This window comes from Pseudomonas sp. DR208, assembly GCF_019823005.1.
Lineage (GTDB): Bacteria > Pseudomonadota > Gammaproteobacteria > Pseudomonadales > Pseudomonadaceae > Aquipseudomonas > Aquipseudomonas extremorientalis.
This window is the reverse complement of the sequence record NZ_CP081944.1, coordinates 908,534-925,131: the sequence shown is the minus strand read 5'-3', so window position 1 is coordinate 925,131 and position 16,598 is coordinate 908,534. Positions and strand designations below refer to the sequence as shown.

The following is a 16,598-nucleotide window of genomic DNA, read 5'->3' as shown; positions in this document are numbered from 1 at the left end:
TTCTGCTTACTCCAGCTCGCCGCGCCCAGCGGCGAGCACTGCCTTCAAGAAGATTTTTTCGTCCGATGAACAAGTACCTCGCGTCCGGCCTGTGCCTGCTCGCCCTGCATACCAGCGCCCAGGCCCTGACTCTGCCCGCCAGCCCCGTCACTGCACCTGCCGTGGACGATGACCACGTCGACCTCAAGACCCCGACCACCGCCGGCTCGCGCCTGAACCTCAGCGCCCTGCAAACCCCCGGCAGCGTCGAGAGCCAGACCGGCGTGCAGATCCGCGAACGCGGCGACGCCAGTGTGCAGGACGCGATTTCCCGCGCCACCGGCATCAGCCGCACCGGCACGCCGGGCGACGGCGGCACCTCGTTGTCGGCCCGGGGTTTTACCGGCCAGGGCTCGGTGATGCAGTTGTATGACGGCAACCGCATGTACATGGGCATGGGCACCTCGACCTTCCCGGTGGACACCTGGTCGGTGGAGCGCGTCGACGTACTGCGCGGCCCGGCCTCGGTGCTGTACGGCGAAGGCGCCACCGGTGCGGTGATCAACACCGTGCCGAAAAAGCCTTTCGAGGGCGAGATCGAAAACCACATCCGCCTCGGCTACGGCTCGTATGATCGCCAGCAACAAGCCGTGGACAGCGGCGGCTCGCTGACCGACACCCTGAGCTACCGTCTGAACCTCAATCGCCTGCGCAGCAACGGCTTTATCGACCGCGGCGACTCCAGCAGCGACTTCGTCAGCGGTGCCCTGCGCTGGCAGGCGGCAGACAACCTGAGCTTCACTTTCGCCAGCGACTACGGCGACCAGCGCCCGCAGAACTACTTCGGCACGCCGCTGATCAACGGCCAGTTGCACAAGGGCCTGCGCGACAAGAACTACAACGTCAGCAACGACACCCAGCACTACAACGACCAGTGGACACGCCTGACCAGCGAGTGGCAGATCAACGACAGCGTCAGCGCCACCAACGAGCTGTATTACCTGAAAAACCAGCGTCGCTGGCAGAACGCGGAGAACTACAACTTCATCGGCGGCCAACTGACCCGCAGCGGCAACTATGGCATCAAGCACAACCAGGAACAGGTGGGCGACCGCCAGACCTTCACCTTCAAGCACAGCCTGTTCGGCCTCGACAGCCAGACCGTGACCGGCGTGGAATACAACCGTATCCGCTTCCGCCTGGCCAGTAACTCGCCGTTTACCGACACGTTTACCAGCGGCCAACCCATCGACGTGAACCACCCCGCGCCGGGCCAGTTCGCCAGCAACGACCCGTTCAAGCCGCTGTTCGCCAGCACCACCAAAACCGTCGCCGGCTTCGCGGAAAACCGCCTGCAACTCACCGACCAACTGTCGCTGATCACCGGCATCCGCCGCGACTACGCGCACATCGACCGTGATGACCTGCGCACCGGCAGCCAGTCCGACAAGACCCTTACCGGCAATAACTGGAAGGCGGGCCTGGTCTACGCGATCACGCCCGACACCTCGGTCTATGGCCAGTACGCCACCAGCACCGACGGCGTCGGTGGCCTGATTTCCCTGAGCCCGGGCCAGCAGCAGTTCGACCTGTCCACGGCCAGGCAGACCGAGATCGGCATCAAACAGGCCTTCTGGGACCAGCGCGGCGAATGGACGTTGGCGGCGTATCACATCGTCAAAAAGAAACTGCTCACCGACGTGCCGGGCAACCCGAGCCTGCAGCAGCAAGTCGGCCAGCAATCCTCCCGTGGCCTGGAAGCCAGCCTCGACCTGCAACTGCCCCACGCCTGGCAACTGCAAGCCAACGCGGCCATCGTGCATGCGCAGTACGACGACTTCAAACAGGACGTCAACGGCGTGCAGGTGTCCCGCGACGGCAACCGCCCGGTGGACGTCCCACGTCGCACCGCCAACCTGTGGCTGAGCAAGGCGGTGACCGACGATATCCGCGCCGGTGCCGGTGTGCGTTATGTGGATGCACGTTATGCCGACATGGCCAACCAGAATGAGTTGCCCAGCTACACCGTGGTCGATGCCACCGTGTCGTGGAAAGCCCTGCGCAACACCACCCTGGGCCTGCAGTTGAACAACCTGTTCGACCGCACCTACGCCGTCAGCCAATACAACGACGGCCAGCAGTGGATCCTCGGCGAACCACGCTCGTTCTTTGTCACGGCGGACTACACCTTCTGATGACCGCACTCACCCTCAGCGACCTGGCCTGGACCCCGCCGGGGCATGACCATTGTCATCACCAGTTCCAACTGCGTGACGCCAGCCTGCAAGTCGGTGCGGGAGAGTTCGTCGGCCTGATCGGGCCTAACGGCAGCGGCAAGACCAGCCTGTTGCGCTGCGCCTACCGGTTCAGCAAACCGGCGTGCGGCGACGTTTTGCTCGACCATCAGAACGTGTGGAAACAGAGTTCGAAATGGTGCGCGCAACGCATTGCCGTGGTGCTGCAGGAGTTCCCGGATGCGTTCGGCCTGCGCGTCGATGAAGTGGTCGCCATGGGCCGTACGCCGCACAAGGGCCTGTTCGACGGCGACACGCTGCACGACCGGCAGTTGATCCACCAGGTACTGGCGTCAGTCGGCATGCACGGCTTCGAGGATCACGCTTTCGCCACCCTGTCCGGGGGTGAAAAGCAACGTGTGATCCTGGCCCGCGCCCTGGCCCAGCAACCGCAATTGCTGATCCTCGACGAGCCGACCAACCACCTCGACCCGCGCTACCAACTGGAGCTGCTGCGGCTGGTCAAGCGCCTGCACATCGGCACCCTGGCGAGCATTCACGACCTCAACCTGGCCGCCGCCTTCTGCGATCGCCTGTATGTGATCAACCACGGGCGCATCGTCGCCAGCGGCACGCCCCATGAGGTGCTGACCCGCGAACTGCTGCGCGATGTGTTTGGCGTCGAAGCGTTGGTCGATCCCCACCCGCTGTCCGGCTACCCCCGAATCACCTGGATAACCCAACCATGATCCTGCGTTCGCTGCTTGCCACTACCTTGTTGTTCAATGCCACCGGGGCACTCGCCGAAGCGACCCACTACCCGGTGACCATCAAGAGCTGCAACCGCGACGTGACCTTCCACGAAGCGCCGAAACACGCGGTCAGCCACGACATCAACATGACCCAGATGATGCTCGCCCTTGGCCTCAAACCGAGCATGGCCGGTTACAGCGGCGTTACCGGCTGGAAGTCGGTCACGCCGGAAATGGCCGGGCTGCTCGACGGCCTGCCGGAGCTAGCGAGCAAGTATCCCTCGGTGGAAACCCTGCTCAACGCCAATGTGGATTTCTTCTTCGCCGGCTGGGACTACGGCATGCGCGTGGGCGGCGACCTCACGCCAAGCACGCTGCAACCCTTGGGCATCAACGTGTATGAGCTGACCGAATCCTGCGCCTTCGTGATGAAGCGCCCGGCCGCGACCCTGGAAGACACTTATAACGACCTGCGCAACCTGGGCAGGATTTTCGATGTGCAGGACCGCGCCAATGCCTTGATCACGCAGATGCAGGCGCAGGTCGCCGAGGTGCAACAGGACCTGCCCGCCGACAAGCCCCGGGTGTTCCTCTACGACAGCGGTGAAGACCGCGCCATGACCTCCGGCCGCCTGGGCATGCCCCAGGCGCTGATCGACGCGGCGGGCGGGCGCAACATTCTCGATGACATCGACGCCAGTTGGACCCGGGTCAACTGGGAGACCGTGGTGGAGCGCAACCCGCAGGTGATCGTGATCGTCGACTACAGCGAAGTCACTGCCGAGCAGAAGGAGCAATTCCTGCTCAACAACCCGGCGCTGCAAGCGGTGGATGCGATCCGCAACCAGCGCTTTATCGTGATCCCTTACGTGCAGGCCACGCCGGGTATCGACAACGTGATGGCGGTGGAAACCCTGGCCAAGGGGTTCCACGGCGAATGATCACCCGTCGCTATGGGCTGCTGCTCGCCGCGCTTGGCGCGGTGCTGCTGGTCTCCTGCGTGCTCTCGCTGGGCTTCGGCCCGGCACGGGTGCCAGTGGACGTCGTGTGGCGCATCCTGCTGTACAAAGCGCTCGGCATCGGTGAAGTGAATTGGCCGGCCGGGCAGGAACATATCGTGTGGCTGATCCGTGTACCGCGCATGCTGCTCGGCGCGCTGGTGGGCGCCGGGCTGGCGTTGATCGGCGCGGTGTTGCAGGCGGTCACGCGCAACCCGCTGGCCGATCCGCACCTGCTTGGTGTCACGTCCGGCGCCACCCTGGGCGCGGTGATCGTGGTGCTGCATGTGGGCGAAGTCATCGGCCTGCTGACCTTGCCCATCGCCGCGTTTGTCGGGGCATTGGCGAGCATGCTGGTGGTGTTGGCCGTGGCCAGTCGCAACGGTCGCCTGGAAAGCGATCGTCTGTTGCTGTGCGGTGTGGCGGTGTCCTTTGTGATGATGGCGGCGGCCAATCTGCTGCTGTTCATGGGCGACCATCGCGCCGCCTCGGCGGTGATGTTCTGGATGCTCGGCGGCCTCGGCCTGGCGCGCTGGGAGCTGCTGGCGATTCCGGCGCTGACGGTACTGCTGGGACTTCTGGTGCTGCTGGGCATGGCACGCCCGTTGAACGCGCTGATGGCCGGCGAACAGACCGCCGTGACCCTCGGCCTGAACGCCCGCACCGTGCGGCTGAAGGTGTTCCTGGTGGCCTCATTGATGACCGGTGTGCTGGTCTCCATCAGCGGCTCCATCGGTTTTGTAGGGCTGATGGTGCCGCACATCGCCCGGCGTCTCGTCGGTGCCGAGCATCGCCGCCTGCTGCCGATCTGCGTGCTGCTGGGCAGTCTGTTCCTGGTCTGGGTCGACGTGGCCGCCCGCACGCTGATCGCCCCTGAAGACCTGCCCATTGGTGTCGCCACGGCGGCCATCGGCGGGTTGTTTTTCATCGGCCTGATGCGCAAGCGCTGACCGCGCCCCGTTGTAGCGCACAGCGATGCACCTGGCACGCAGCCCTGCCATTTGATGGTGCGCAACCCGAGCGCAACACGCGGCCAGGCGACTATTTCATGCCTTTTCCCGACTAGGCACAGCGCTTGCAATCACCTCCTCGACTTTGTCCCTCTCATAACAATCTTGAGTTCACGGAGATCGCACCATGAAGCGTCGTAGCTTGATCAAGGCTTTCACTCTTTCGGCGTCCATTGCCGCCATGGGCATGACCTGGACCCTCCAGGCCGCCGAGACCATCAAGGTCGGCATCCTGCACTCGTTGTCCGGCACCATGGCGATCTCCGAAACCTCGCTCAAAGACATGGCGCTGATGACCATCGACGAGATCAACGCCAAGGGCGGCGTGAACGGCAAGATGCTCGAACCGGTGGTGGTCGACCCGGCGTCCAACTGGCCGCTGTTCGCCGAGAAGGGCCGCCAGTTGCTGACCCAGGACAAGGTCGCCGTGGTGTTCGGCTGCTGGACCTCGGTGTCGCGCAAATCGGTGTTGCCGGTGTTCGAAGAACTCAACGGCCTGCTGTTCTACCCGGTGCAATACGAAGGCGAAGAGATGTCGCCGAATGTGTTCTATACCGGCGCGGCGCCCAACCAGCAGGCGATCCCGGCGGTGGAGTACCTGATGAGCGAAGAAGGCGGTGCGGCCAAGCGCTTCTTCCTGCTGGGCACCGACTACGTGTACCCGCGCACCACCAACAAGATCCTGCGCTCGTTCCTGCACTCCAAGGGCGTCGCGGATAAAGACATCGAAGAGGTCTACACCCCGTTCGGGCACAGCGACTACCAGACCATCGTCGCCAACATCAAGAAGTTCTCCGCCGGCGGCAAGACCGCGGTGATCTCTACCGTCAACGGCGACTCCAACGTGCCGTTCTACAAAGAGCTGGCCAACCAGGGCCTGAAAGCCACCGATGTACCGGTGGTGGCGTTCTCGGTGGGCGAAGAAGAATTGCGTGGTATCGACACCAAGCCCCTGGTGGGCAACCTGGCGGCCTGGAACTACTTCCAGTCGGTGGAGAACCCGGTGAACAAGAAGTTCGTGGCCGACTGGAAAGCCTACGCCAAGAAACACAACCTGCCGGGCGCGGATAAAGCCGTGACCAACGACCCGATGGAGGCCACCTACGTGGGCATCCACATGTGGGCGCAGGCTGCCGAGAAAGCCAAGTCCACCGATGTCGACAAAGTGCGCGAAGCCCTGGCCGGCCAGACCTTCGCCGCGCCATCGGGCTTTACCCTGACCATGGACAAGACCAACCACCATCTGCACAAGCCGGTGATGATCGGCGAGATCCAGGCCGATGGGCAGTTCTCGGTGGTGTGGCAGACCCAGGAGCCGATCCGCGCACAACCGTGGAGCCCTTACATCCCCGGCAATGACAAGAAGCCGGACTATGCGGTGAAAAGTAACTAAGCCCCAAGCGCAGATAAAAATGTGGGAGGGGGCTTGCCCCCGATAGCTGAGTGTCAGGCTCTGCGTGTGCTGACTGACCCACCGCCATCGGGGGCAAGCCCCCTCCCACATCAAGCTTGCGCGTGATCAGGACATTTTGTTATGCCTACTGCCCTGTACCGCTTCATCCTCACGGCCCTGCTGTTGCTGCCTTTGGCCGCACACGCCAGCGACGCCGAAGACTTCCTGGCCGCCAACCCCACCCAACAAGCCAAACTGCTCCAGGACTGGGCCGCCCAGCCTGACCCGGCGCGCATCGAGCTGGTGGACGCCCTGCAACAAGGTCAGCTCACCGTCAACGGTGAGACCAGGACCGTACGCCTGAACAACCGCCTGCGCGGCCTGATCGATAACGTGCAGGCCAGCCAGCAACTGCTCGCCGCCGACCCCAAGGTGCGTCTGGCCGCCGCGAAGACCTTGCAGAAAAGCGCGCAACCCGCGCAGTTGAAATTCCTCGACCAGCAAGTCGCCACGGAAACCGATGAGCAGGTGCACAGCGCCCTCAGCCTGGCACTGGCCAACCTGCAACTGGTCGACACCGACCCGGCCATTCGCCTGAATGCCGTGCGTTTGCTCGGCAGTACCGGCGATCCGCTGGCCCGCACGCGCCTGGAAGCCCTGCTTGCGCCGGGCGTTGAAAGCGATGCTGCCGTACATACCGCCGCCGAAACCAGCCTGGCCCAGGTCAAGCGCAAATTGATGATCGGCGAACTGCTCGGGCAAGCCTTCAGCGGCATGTCCCTGGGTTCGATCCTGCTGCTCGCGGCCCTGGGCCTGGCGATCACCTTCGGCCTGCTTGGCGTGATCAATATGGCCCACGGCGAGATGCTGATGCTGGGTGCCTACTCCACCTACGTGGTGCAACTGCTGATGCAACGCTACGTACCGGCGGCCATCGAGTTCTACCCATTGGTCGCGCTGCCGGTGGCGTTCTTCGTCACCGCCGCCATCGGCATGGCCCTGGAGCGCACGGTGATCCGTCACCTCTACGGGCGGCCCCTGGAAACCCTGCTGGCGACCTGGGGCATCAGCCTGATGCTGATCCAACTGGTGCGCCTGGTGTTCGGCGCGCAGAACGTCGAGGTGTCCAACCCGGCGTGGTTGTCCGGTGGTATCCAGGTGCTGCCCAACCTGGTGCTGCCGTACAACCGCATCGTGATCATCGCCTTTGCGCTGTGCGTGGTACTGCTGACCTGGCTGCTGCTGAACAAGACCCGCCTGGGCCTCAACGTGCGTGCGGTCACCCAGAACCGCAACATGGCCGCCTGCTGCGGCGTGCCCACCGGGCGCGTGGACATGCTCGCGTTTGGCCTGGGCTCGGGTATTGCAGGCCTGGGCGGGGTCGCTCTGAGCCAGATCGGCAACGTCGGCCCGGACCTGGGCCAGAGCTACATCATCGACTCGTTCCTGGTGGTGGTGCTTGGCGGCGTCGGTCAGTTGGCCGGCAGCGTCACGGCGGCGTTCGGCCTGGGCATCGCCAACAAAATCCTGGAACCGCAGATCGGTGCCGTGCTCGGCAAGATCCTGATCCTCGCGCTGATCATTCTGTTTATCCAGAAACGCCCGCAGGGCCTCTTCGCACTGAAAGGACGGGTGATCGACTGATGAACCAGCCATTGATGCTCACGGCCACGCAAAAGGCCGGCCCCAAGCTGACGATCGCCCTCGGCGCGGTGATCCTCGCGGTGCTGCTCGCACTGCCGTTGCTGTCGCTGTTGCCGCCGGACAATCTCTTTCATGTCTCGGCCTATACCTTGACCCTGGTGGGCAAGATCCTCTGCTACGCCATTGTCGCCCTCGCCCTCGACCTGGTGTGGGGCTACGCGGGCATGCTGTCCCTCGGTCACGGCCTGTTCTTTGCGCTGGGCGGTTATGCCATGGGCATGTACCTGATGCGCCAGGCCGCCGGCGATGAGTTACCGGCGTTCATGACCTTCCTGTCGTGGACCGAACTGCCGTGGTACTGGGTGGGCACCGAGCACTTCCTCTGGGCCTTGTGCCTGGTGGTGCTCGCGCCAGGGTTGCTGGCGCTGGTGTTCGGCTTCTTCGCCTTCCGTTCGCGGATCAAGGGCGTGTACTTCTCGATCATGACCCAGGCCCTGACCTTCGCCGGCATGCTGCTGTTTTTCCGCAACGAGACCGGCTTTGGCGGCAACAACGGCTTCACCAATTTCCGCAGCATCCTCGGGTTTGGCATTACCGAGCCGGGCACGCGGGCGGTGCTGTTTGTCGCCACCGTCGCCTTGCTGGTGGCCAGCCTGTACATCGGCTGGCGCCTGGCGCAGAGCAAGTTCGGCCGGGTGCTGACCGCGCTGCGCGATGCCGAGAACCGCCTGATGTTCTGCGGCTACGACCCGCGTGGTTTCAAGCTGTTCGTGTGGGTGTTGAGCGCGGTGTTGTGTGGTTTGGCCGGGGCGCTGTATGTGCCGCAGGTGGGCATTATCAACCCCAGCGAAATGTCGCCGACCAACTCCATCGAAGCCGCCGTGTGGGTGGCCCTGGGCGGGCGCGGCACGCTGATCGGCCCATTGCTCGGCGCTGGCGTGGTCAATGGCATGAAGAGCTGGTTCACCGTGGCCTTCCCGGAGTACTGGCTGTTCTTCCTCGGGGCGCTGTTCATCCTCGTCACCCTGTACCTGCCCAAGGGCGTTATCGGCCTGTTGAAGAAATGAGGAACGTCATGCTGGAACCCATTTTCGATGCGGGCAGCGGCCGCGACGCCATCGGCCTTGGCCAGGCGGCCGGCAAGGGCCTGAACACCCGCCACGGCACCATCCTGACCCTGGAAGACATCAGCGTGAGCTTTGATGGCTTCAAGGCACTCAACGCCTTGAACCTGTACATCGGCGTCGGCGAACTGCGCTGCATCATCGGCCCCAACGGCGCGGGCAAGACCACGCTGATGGACGTGATCACCGGCAAGACCCGGCCCAGCCACGGCACCGCCTGGTTTGGCGAAAACCTCGACCTGACCGGCATGAGCGAAGTGCAGATCGCCCAGGCCGGCATCGGTCGCAAGTTCCAGAAACCCACGGTGTTCGAGGCCCTGAGCGTGTTCGAGAACCTGGAACTGGCGCAGAAGACCGACAAATCGGTGTGGGCCAGCCTGCGCGCACGCCTGAGTGGCGAGCAGAAAGATCGCATCGATGAAGTACTCGACACCATCCGCCTGACCGCCTGCGCACCGCGCCAGGCCGGGTTGCTGTCCCACGGCCAGAAGCAGTTCCTGGAAATCGGCATGCTGCTGATGCAGGACCCGCAACTGTTGCTGCTGGACGAACCCGTGGCGGGCATGACCGACGCCGAGACCGAATTCACCGCCGAACTGTTCAAGCGCCTGGCGGGCAAACATTCGCTGATGGTGGTGGAGCACGACATGGGCTTTGTCGGCTCGATTGCCGACCATGTGACGGTGTTGCACCAGGGCAGTGTGCTGGCCGAAGGGTCGCTGGAGCAGGTGCAAGAGAATGAGCGGGTGATCGAGGTTTATCTCGGCCGATAAGGCTGCCACAGACTGCTTTATGTAGGAGCTGGCTTGCCTGCGATGACGACGGATCAGCCAAACAGTTGTCACTGATAGTCCGCTATCGCAGGCAAGCCAGCTCCCACATTTGAATCGGTTCCCACAGGGGGATCGAGGAGGTTTTGGATATGTTGCAAGTCGACAAGCTGCACCAGTACTACGGCGGTAGCCACATCCTGCGCGGGCTGTCCTTTGACGTGAAGGTCGGCGAAGTCACCTGCCTGCTCGGGCGCAACGGCGTGGGCAAGACCACCTTGCTCAAGTGCCTGATGGGCCTGTTGCCGGCCAAGGAAGGCGCGGTGACCTGGGAAGGCCGGGCCATCACGGCGTTCAAGCCGCACCAGCGGGTGCACGCCGGTATCGCCTACGTACCCCAGGGCCGGGAAATCTTTGGTCGGCTGACGGTGGAAGAAAACCTGCTGATGGGGCTGTCGCGTTTTGGCGCGAAGGAGGCCAGGGAGGTGCCGGCCTTTATCTACGAATTGTTCCCGGTGTTGCTGCAAATGAAACACCGGCGCGGCGGCGACCTGTCCGGTGGCCAGCAACAACAATTGGCCATCGGCCGCGCTCTGGCCAGCCGGCCGCGCCTGTTGATCCTCGATGAGCCCACCGAAGGCATCCAGCCTTCGGTGATCAAGGAAATCGGCGCGGTGATCCAGAAGCTCGCCGCACGCGGCGACATGGCGATCCTGCTGGTGGAGCAGTTCTACGATTTCGCCGCCGAGCTGGCCGACCAGTACCTGGTGATGTCCCGGGGCGAGATCGTGCAGCAGGGGCGCGGAGACCAGATGGAAAGCGAGGGTGTGCGTGGCCTCGTCACGATCTGAGTTGAGCCTGCTGCGCTTTACGCAACGCCATCAAAAACCGTGAGGCGACATGCCCCTTGGGCTGCCAGAAACAGTCGGGCTCCAACACATGCAACCGGCCGGAATTGAACAAGACCGTGAGGACTTCGCTGGTCTTGAGCCGGGGTTTGTCCGATTCGGGGTCGATCCAGCCAGACAGCAACAGGTCGTGCTCGACGCGCTCGAAACTGGGCGCGTAGACCAACAGGGCGCCATTTCTGGGAGTGAAGTAGTAGCGGGCGCCAGCCACTTTATCCTGCCTTAACATGTCGACCACAAACCGAAACTCCCTCTGTGAGATAAAGTTTTCGGCGATGGCTTGTTCATGTCGGTCACTCAGGCGCTCCAGGCTGACGTCCCATTTATGCAGTTGCTGCACCCCCATGACGTGATAGCCCTCGGGGTATCTGGGACGCGGTTGAGAGCCTTCAATCAGGTTCATCACCCCGCCAAACAGGTGCCGATAGGCACTCGTATTCATGCGCAGCCCCACATAAACACTGGGACCACTGTCGTCCACCGGCTCACTGGCAAGATAACTGTTGCCCGCAGCATTTTTCAGGATAGCCCCCATGCTGGCCTTGCCTGGAACGGCCGGTGAGCGGCGCCACATATAACGCGCGGCATCGTCCGGGTGAGAAAACAGCGGCCCGAGCACCACCCGCGCATCCGGATCTTCGGCGACCGTAGTGGGTGCACCGTCACTCCAGGACTGTGACACCGGCCCTTGGCCTGCCCAGATTGCCCCCGTCACCAGCACCTCGAGCTGACCGGCCCGGGCGACCTGGCGTATGTAGTCTTGAGGGTTGAAGTTCCCATTCAACATGCGGATGTAGGCCTGCAACTGCGGTTCGGTGGCCCAGTCACTGTCCAGGCGTGAGGCACGGTATTTGAGCAGGGCGCTGTCGGCGCAGGACAGGTACAACGGCAGATAAGGCGCAGCCCCGGCATTTTTCGTACGCACCACCGCTAACGCGGCACGCAGCAGGCTCGGCGGGATGAAGGCGTGATAGACCGGTGATGCCAATAATTCTTCCGGCTGCCGGGCCGGGGCGCACAGGTAGAGTGCCGCCACCGTACAGCCCACCGGCAAATGCCCGCCCAGCAACACCCTGTCGTAGGGAAAACGCCGGTTCTCCCCGTCCACCGGTAGGCTGGCCATCCAGTGCCCATTGGCCAATTTGAAGATAAAACCGTAGGTCAGGCGATCTCGCTCTCCAGCGCGTTCATGGGCGTTGCGCGCAGCATCATCGATATGGCTGAACACCGGCCCCAAGGCACGATCGGCTGTGGCATGGATGAACCGATCAGGCGTGATAAAACCACGTGCAGGCAGCCATCCGCGGCCCAGCACCTGAGCGTTGCCCCATAGCGCGCTGCCTTGCACTACGGTCATCGAGGCGACCTCGAGCACCCGATTGACAAACTCGACAGGCGTCAGGCTACCGTCGCGCAGCTGTTTCTCGAGGGCATTGCTCAGCGGGTCGTGAGGCGTTTGCTCAGCCGGTGCCAATGCCCGCCGGAGTACATCAAGGTCATTGGCAAGCGGATCTTGCTGCGTCGCGTCCATTGCGCTTTTACAACTGAAACCGATCACCGAGCCATCCAACCCAAACAGGTACTCATGGCTCCACAGGTGCTGGCACGTAAGCGCCGTGCCCAGCACATCGGTGGAAAACATCGCTCGATAGACCGCCTCGCCATCCTCGTCCAGCACAAAGGAGGGCAGTACGTCTTGCCGCGAACGATAGCGCGCCACCAGGGTCATGCCTGGTGCCAACCAGTCCGCACGCACATCTTCATCGGGCAGGATCCATTTGGGATCGAAGTTTTCGGTCGCGACAGGCAGCGGCTCGGTGGCGACAAACAGGCCGTCGACGCGCTTGAGCAACAAGCCGCCGTACACCCTGTCTCGGCGATTGCCCAGGCGCTGGTGGGCGTAGCGCAGCGCATCTGCCTGGTGAAAGAACGCCGGGCTCAATGCCCTGCGACTGAAGTCGGCATAAGGGCCCCAATCGTTCCCTAGCCTGGCGATGTCCTCATCCCAGCATTCGCTGGGCACAAGCACGCTGAGCCAGCTCATGCCGATGACTTTTTTGACAAATTCCTGAGCCGACAACTGGCCACCACTTAGAAGGGTATGCACGTCTTCAAAGAGGCCGGAAGGTTGTTTTTCCGGATCAAACAACCGTGTCGAAACGGCCGTCTGGTATTGGAGTAGTGCAGTGTCCAGGGTTGAAATAAATACAGGCAAGGTCACGCTGCTGCCCTTGTCGCGCCAACGCCTGGCGGCCTGAAAGGCGCTGTACAAGTCCGCAGAAGACAAGAAATACCTGGCCAACCATCGCTGTGGATTTTGCAAATTATCGGGCATCCATCGGCGCACGTAGAACAGACCGTGAAGAGCAAACGCCGACGGGTAAATGAACGTTCCGTCATCCTGGCTACCAAACAAGCTTGCCAGGGTAAACAGCGGGTTGGTGGCATCTGCGGGAACAGCCTCACTCACCACATATTCATCTTTGTGGATGTGCTTGAGGAGAAAGGCAAAAGCCGTCTGCGCCGATTGATAGCTACGTCGCAACCGCATGTGAGCATCTATGACAGCAGATTTGGCAGAGGAAAACACCGCACCGAAGGCCGCCTGTTGCGGTTTTTCAAACGTCGCCGCTGGCGCGTAAGCGCGCCAGGTTGATGAAGCACCGCCAGGTAATCCCCACAAAGGGCTGCCGAGCACAATGCGCAAGCCGATGGCCGACAAGTGCCGCACTCTGGCCTGCGGCTCGCGGGGCGCCGAGGAGGTGTCTGGGTTCAATTCATCCAATTGCTCCTTGGCGCCCGTGAGGTCAAAGGCAATCAGGGCGTCCTCGTCGCAGGAGAGGTAGCCGGTGGAGACCCAATGCCGGTTGCCGATGAGGTTGCGCAGATCAGCATCGCTGAACAGTTGCCAATCGACACTGGCCTGCTCACGTGACCAGCCGTTGCGCTGCATGCGGGCCTTGTCCAGCCGAGCAACCGACCGACATGACGCGTACTGCCCGTAAATCACATAGGGCTCAGGGACCAACAGCACACCGCTGTGGTCAGCAGGAAACACCGTGCCGATCGCAAACCGCTGCTCCTCCATGCACGCCACCGGCAGCGTGGCGACGAAACGCTGGTCGGGTGTCTTGAGGATGCAACCGCAGTATTCACCATAACGATCGGAACCCACCTGTTCATGGGCAAACCGTGCAGCATCATCGGCCTGCAGAAACGGTGGACTGAACTCCGGCATGCGGTAGCGCGCAAAGGGCCGCCAGTTTTGTTCCACGCGGCCTTTGACATCCCACAGCTTGCCAGCCACCAACACCGACAGCTCGCCCGCCGCCGCAACCCGAAGTACATATTCCGTGGGGGTCACGGCCCCAGAGCGCAAGCTCGCCTGATGGCCATTATCGTTGACCTCTCCGGTGGGCGTGACGCTATACAGCTGGCTCTCCAACCCCGTCCCGCTGAAACGGTATTGCAGCTGCGCGCCGTCCCGCGTGCTCAAGTAGAGCGTGCGCAGCGCCCGTTTCGATTCTCGGGCCTGGGCGATTGCAGCCGCCAGGTCCTGCGGCGCGACAAAGCTTTCGTACAACCAGTGTTGAAGCGTTTTCATCCCAAGGTCAGGCAGCGCCTGGTAGCACATCCCATGGACCTCATACCCCTCGGGTATCGCTGGATCGCCCTTGGCATCCTGGGTAAAAACCGACGACGGCGAAAACATCCGGTTACCGACGGGCGCAGGCTGCGTCGAGAAGTACGCTTGGGCCTCGGTAGCTTTCAAAATAAAGGCGACTTGTCGCAGCTGCGGCGTGAGGCCGAACTGCCCGTGTGCCACTTCTGCGGCCTGTTCCGGGAAAGGCACTATCCAGTTGTACGGCGGATCGACAGGAGACATGGAGACAAATGGCTCAAACGCATTCCATGTTACAGGCAGCCTGCCACGGGAGTCGCCGAAGACAGCATTGGTCTCGATAACATGAAATTCACCCAGGCTTGCCATCTTGCTGACGACTTGCAAGGGCGTACCGCGGAAACCATCTACGCGAGGTTTGAAGACACCGGTGTCGATGATCGCTTTCAGCGCCGTATGAAACTCGCGCTCTTGTGGGCTGCCACTGCGTACATATTTGACCAGCGAACCCGCCGTGCCCGAATAGTAAAGGCAAGGAATGGGCTGACCATCCGCCGTCAGGCTGGCGACGTAGTTCCGATAGGGAATCGTCAGCGTCAACAGCAAACGCTCATCCAGCGAGCGCCCTCCTTCAACATCCGGCTGGGTAGCCAGCATCCGCTTCAATTCTTCAGGGTTGCTGCCCACGGCAACAAAAAAACCGTAATAGCGATAATCCGCAGGCAATGTCAGGACATCAAGAACGCGCCCTTTTGACAGCCCCATACTCACCAGCCGGTTGATGTCAGTAATCAGCCCGGTTGCCACAAACCTGCCGTCATTACGCTGCAGGATGTAGCCAAAATGGGAGATGTCACGCCGCAACACTTGCTGACTGAGGTATCGGGCAGCGTCATCGGGCCGGAGAAAATCCGGGCTGAAATGGGGTCTTAACTCTTCAAACCACGGATGAATCTTTCCTGCACGCGGCCAAATTACTCCGGCCTTCAGAACGGCCATCTCGCCCATGCTCGCCAAACGGTCAAAGTAACGGAACACCGTGAGCGCGCCGCTCTCGATCTGCCGCTGTGCGACCGCCCCGCCCTTGCCCAACAACAACGACTCGGCATCCGTTCCCGAGAACCTGTAACTGTTCAAGCCTCCATCGGGGAGCCTTTGCAACAGGGTCGGCGGACGCAGAGGGTCAAGTAGCGCGGGAGCGTCCGCCAGCAACTCGACGAGAGGTGCCAGGTGCGAAGGTAAAAAAGGTGGCTTGGTTTTATCGACCAGACGCATCAAGACGCCCTCGATCAGAAAGCCGGGCGGCAATTGCGTCTGACCGTCGGCACCACGCGGGAATAGTGTGTGCGGCTGGCCCCATTCATCCAAGGTGCCCTCGCCAGGCACATAGACGTATTCATCGAGGTCTGTTGCCTTGAGCAGATACCCCCAGAACGGCTGGTCAAACGCCTGGTCCGTGAAAGCAATCAGCTCTGACAGCTGGGAAAGTGCGAAGACAGCGGAAAAGAGCGGTTGCATCCGCTCACGGCCCTTCAAGGGCTTGTTCTTCACCCACTCCTTGAGCACCCAGTCTTTGCTGACCTGCCCGCGCACACCGCCCCAGGCAGCGTTGGGCACCAGCACCCACAGTGCGCCGGCCTCGGCCACCTGCGGTACATAGTCCTTGAAAAAGTCGATCTCCGGGTTGCGGGCGGGGTCAAGCAAGGTAACGAACGCCTGCAATTTTGCCTGGGTCCGCACGACGAATTTCAACAAGGTGCCATCTGGCCCAGACAGATAATGCGCCGGGACGTGGCCGCTCAAGCGCAAGATGACCTGCATGTCGGGGTACGAAAACAAGCCTCGCAGAATTGAACGCTGCCTGGCCGGAAACATCCTTGAGGGAAAATCATCATCGGTATCAGGGTGGGAATGGTAAAACCCGGAGCAGGTGTAATCCGCCGGTAGAACCGGCTTGCCATCTCTGATCGGGATCACACTGTCGAGCGCTATCTGCTTGGTGGCACCCTGCTTTGGCACTGTCGCGAAGTACTGGCCGGCGTGCTTGAGAATCGCACCGCCGTACTCGCGATCGCGCTTGCTGCCTATCTGGGTGTGGGCCCAATACGCTGCATCATCGGCGCTGATAAAGGGTGGGCTGAGGGCGGGCATGTGCCCACCTGTT

General features: G+C 62.2%; 10 protein-coding genes. 9 read left to right on the top strand and 1 reads right to left on the bottom strand.

The window, feature by feature from the left end; translation table 11 throughout:
• Positions 1-65: 65 nt before the first annotated feature.
• The 9 genes from K5K89_RS03915 to urtE all read left to right on the top strand — a co-directional run bounded on the left by K5K89_RS03915 (position 66) and on the right by urtE (position 10,755).
• Positions 66-2,174, top strand: a complete 2,109-nt coding sequence (locus K5K89_RS03915; RefSeq protein WP_222540894.1) for a TonB-dependent receptor — start codon at positions 66-68, stop codon at positions 2,172-2,174.
• Positions 2,174-2,962, top strand: a complete 789-nt coding sequence (locus K5K89_RS03910; RefSeq protein ID WP_222540893.1) for an ABC transporter ATP-binding protein — start codon at positions 2,174-2,176, stop codon at positions 2,960-2,962. Before K5K89_RS03915 ends, K5K89_RS03910 begins: the two co-directional genes overlap by 1 nt.
• Positions 2,959-3,906, top strand: coding sequence for an ABC transporter substrate-binding protein (locus K5K89_RS03905; protein WP_222540892.1), 948 nt, complete (start codon positions 2,959-2,961; stop codon positions 3,904-3,906). Before K5K89_RS03910 ends, K5K89_RS03905 begins: the two co-directional genes overlap by 4 nt.
• Positions 3,903-4,913, top strand: a complete 1,011-nt coding sequence (locus K5K89_RS03900) for a FecCD family ABC transporter permease (protein WP_222540891.1) — start codon at positions 3,903-3,905, stop codon at positions 4,911-4,913. The genes K5K89_RS03905 and K5K89_RS03900 overlap by 4 nt, the downstream gene beginning before the upstream one ends.
• Before the next feature lie 187 nt (positions 4,914-5,100).
• On the top strand, positions 5,101-6,366 hold the full coding sequence (gene urtA, locus K5K89_RS03895) for an urea ABC transporter substrate-binding protein (protein ID WP_222540890.1): 1,266 nt from the start codon (positions 5,101-5,103) through the stop codon (positions 6,364-6,366).
• A 141-nt stretch (positions 6,367-6,507) separates the two neighbouring features.
• Entirely contained in the window at positions 6,508-8,010 is a 1,503-nt protein-coding gene (urtB, locus tag K5K89_RS03890) for an urea ABC transporter permease subunit UrtB (RefSeq protein ID WP_222540889.1), read from the top strand.
• Positions 8,010-9,077, top strand: a complete 1,068-nt coding sequence (gene urtC / locus K5K89_RS03885) for an urea ABC transporter permease subunit UrtC (RefSeq protein ID WP_222540888.1) — start codon at positions 8,010-8,012, stop codon at positions 9,075-9,077. The genes urtB and urtC overlap by 1 nt, the downstream gene beginning before the upstream one ends.
• Entirely contained in the window at positions 9,074-9,907 is an 834-nt protein-coding gene (gene urtD / locus K5K89_RS03880; protein ID WP_172963310.1) for an urea ABC transporter ATP-binding protein UrtD, read from the top strand. The genes urtC and urtD overlap by 4 nt, the downstream gene beginning before the upstream one ends.
• A gap of 149 nt (positions 9,908-10,056) precedes the next feature.
• Positions 10,057-10,755 carry an urea ABC transporter ATP-binding subunit UrtE gene (gene urtE, locus K5K89_RS03875; RefSeq protein ID WP_071491627.1) on the top strand — a complete coding sequence of 233 codons (699 nt, stop codon included), beginning with the start codon at positions 10,057-10,059 and terminating at the stop codon, positions 10,753-10,755.
• Here the strand turns inward: urtE and K5K89_RS03870 are convergent.
• The gene (locus tag K5K89_RS03870) at positions 10,745-16,585 is read right to left on the bottom strand and encodes a DUF4329 domain-containing protein (protein WP_222540887.1); all 5,841 of its coding nucleotides are present in this window, start codon (positions 16,583-16,585) and stop codon (positions 10,745-10,747) included. The two genes, urtE and K5K89_RS03870, sit on opposite strands and share 11 nt — an antisense overlap.
• Positions 16,586-16,598: the final 13 nt, after the last annotated feature.